The 2,973-nt window shown below is 69.7% G+C and carries 2 protein-coding genes; both read right to left on the minus strand.

All coding sequences use genetic code 11. The annotated features are described in order from the left end of the window. Positions 1-846, minus strand: an 846-nt coding sequence (locus ACYC1Z_RS14965) for a type I restriction-modification system subunit M N-terminal domain-containing protein (protein ID WP_461410306.1), incomplete at its 3' end; no start/stop codon positions are given. A 3-nt stretch (positions 847-849) separates the two neighbouring features. After that, positions 850-2,877: a hypothetical protein gene (locus ACYC1Z_RS14970; protein WP_461410307.1), complete on the minus strand. Its 2,028-nt coding sequence runs from the start codon at positions 2,875-2,877 to the stop codon at positions 850-852. Positions 2,878-2,973 lie beyond the last annotated feature (96 nt).

The raw sequence follows: 2,973 nt of genomic DNA on the forward strand, positions 1-2,973 counted from the left end.
GGCGAGGTTGCCGTTGAGTCCGTGGATGGCGAGGTTCATCTTCGCCATCCGCCAGGTGCGCTCGTTGAGCTCCTGGCCGTAGACGGAGATGGCGGTGGGGTCCTGGTCATGCCGGTCGAGGAACTTCTCGGTCTGGACGAACATGCCGCCGGAGCCGCAGCACGGGTCGTACACGCGCCCGCTGTAGGGCTCGAGTACCTCGACGAGCACCCGGACCACGCTCGGGGGCGTGTAGAACTCCCCACCCCGCTTGCCTTCGACCGAGGCGAACTTGCCCAGGAAGTACTCGTAGACCTCACCGAGGACGTCACGCGCCTTGGTTGCACCCTGCCCGGTGAACCGGGCGTTGGTGAACAGGTCGATGAGCTCGCCGAGCCGACGCTGGTCGACGTTGTCACGGTTGAACAGCCGTGGGAGCGTCGCGTTGAGCGTCGGGTTCGCCCCCATGATGAGGTCCATGGCACCGTCGATTAGCTCACCGATCGTCTGGTTCCCCAGGCCCTTGGCGTGCTCGGCGAGGTAGCCCCACCGCGCCGTCGGCGGGATCCAGAACACCCCGTGGCCGGTGTACTCGTCGATGTCGTCGACGAAGCCGGCGATGTCGTCCTCGTCCATCCCGTCCGCGGCGAGCTCGGCGCTGATCTCCTCGCGCCGCTCGTCGAACGCGTCCGAGACGTACTTGAGGAAGACGAGCCCGAGGATCACGTCCTTGTACTGCGAGGCGTCCATCGAGCCACGGAGCTTGTCCGCCGCCTTCCAGAGCGTGTCCTTGAGCTCCTTCATCGTCGTCGGAGCCGCCGGCTCCGTGGTCTTCTTCCTGGCGGTGGTCTTCTTCCTGGGGGGCATGGGTCAGCCTTCCGTTTCCGGGTGCGGGGTCTCAGGGGTGGGATGCAGTGTGAGGGCACCGGTGGCCGTGCCCTCGATGAGGACGTCGGCAAGCTCCTCCAGCGCGGCGAGGCGACGCTGGGTATCGGCGCGAGCACCGGCGACGGTGGCGAGGGTGACACCAAGCCTCTCCGCCTGGTCTGCGGGTACGAGCGGCACCGGCCAGGTGCGCCAGTTCGTTCCGGTTGCCGCACTCATCGCCCGGGCCACCACAGCCGGGACGAGGCGCGGCTCGACCGCACGGTTGAGGCGCAACACCCGCGCAGGGGTCGGCACGACGGCGAAACCCTCGTCGTCGACCATGGCAGCGACTCCGGCCGCGGTGGAGAAGATGATGTCGCCGGGCTCGGTGAAGCGACCGGCTGGGTACCGGCTGGTGAAGGTCAGTCGGTCAAGGTTGCGCTGGCCGATCGCGTGCTCCCCCAGGAGCTCCTCGGAGCCGATCACGCGAATCGATCCGGTGGAGGCGATGTCGGCGTCATCTATCCGGTTTCCCGGCACGATGCGCGCGGCCCTCGCCGAGATGAGCTCACCAACGGTGACGAGCCGGCCCCGGCCCGGCTCGTGTGCCTCGACCTGGAACGCGGCGGTGGGCACCGTCAGACCGGTCTCGCCGAGCAGTACCGTGGTTCGCACGGCGAGTTCCCCAGCCATGGGGCGCGGACGACGGACCGAGGGCGGGGGGACGTCGACCAGGTTCCCGCCCGCCGCCAGCAGTGCGCTGGTGCGGGCCAACCTGGCGAAGCGGAAGGCGTGGCCGTGCACCTCAGCACGCGTGCCGAGCGCCGCGACGACATCGGTGACAAGATCCTCGACCGCCCCGGCGTCGAGCTCCGTGGTCAGGTCGGCGACGGCGACCCATCGGTCGGCGATGGCGACGTCCGGGTGCGCCCGGCCCAGCACCCACAGCGCCAACCGCTGCCGAGGACGGGCGGTCCACAGGCCCGCCGGGAGCCGCACCATGGCACGGACGCGGTCGGTGCGCAGCAGCGCCGAGCGAGCCTGCTCGATCTCCCGCGATCGGGTCCCGTCAACCAGCGCGCTCGCCGGTGCGAGGATCACTGCCCGATCGTGCTCGCCCATGGCGAGCGCAACATCGTCCACTGCCGTGAGCACCTCGGCGTCGGTGACCTCAGGGGCGGTCGGTGACGGGTACTGGGCAATGACGAGGGACCCAGCCCGCAGTGCGAGACGCTCGTCCACGTCGGCCTCAGCGGCCGTCACGTGCCACCCGTGCGTGACAAGCCGTCGACGCTCCAGCCGCCCGGCCCCACCATTCACTGCGGCCACAGGGTCCGCATCCTCAGGGAGGTGATGGCGCACGGCGACCAGCAGGTCGCTGCCGCCCGACGGGTCCACGAACGTCAGCGACGAGCCATCGCCCAGCTCCGCCGCCAACCGGGCTACCAGATCCACCGCGGCGGGGCTGAGGCTCGTCGCGGTGTAGCCAGGCAGTCCGTGCCGGAAGCGATGGGCCATCACGCTCTCGAACGCGGCGGCCGGCGTGAACGCGGCGTCCGTCATCGCGTCCACGTGCGCTGCCAGGGCGGGCAGGTCCTCACCGAGCGCTACAAGCTCGCGGTAGAGCATCTCGTCGTGCTGGTCGACGTCGTCGCCCAGGTCCAGGAGCTCGTCCGCCCTCAGCCCGGTGAGGCGCTCCTCGGTGAGTGCCTTCAGTGTCAGGAGGGCGGTCACGCCGTCCCGCGCCAGCTGGTCCCCCGTGCCGTCGGCGCCATGAAACGTCGCGAAGAGCGCGCTCTCCTGCGCGACGTGCGGGTTGTTGCCCCGCCCGGTGGTGACCAGCCAATTGGTGACCGCTCCGGCGTCGAAAAGCTCCTGGTTGCCAGTGCGCACCACGGCCGGGGGGAACGGATGGTCCGATCCAGAGCTGCGGCTGCGCCACACCGACACCACCGGACGCTGCACCCGGGCGAGGCCCGCCACGTCGGGCAGCGTGAGGAGGGCGCCGCGAACGGATGTCGACGTCATCATGCAGTTCCTCCCTGGTTCGGCGGTGTCGGGCCGAGCCTAGACCCAACCCAAATCTATTCAGGTCGCCTCCGCGATAATCCCCCTTATCAGCCATCC

Source organism: Georgenia sp. (assembly GCF_054605595.1).

What these genes read in the sequence shown, in the direction of transcription:
- ACYC1Z_RS14970 (WP_461410307.1), bottom strand. Translation starts at nt 2,877, where the DNA reads ATGATGACGTCGACATCCGTTCGCGGCGCCCTCCTCACGCTGCCCGAC.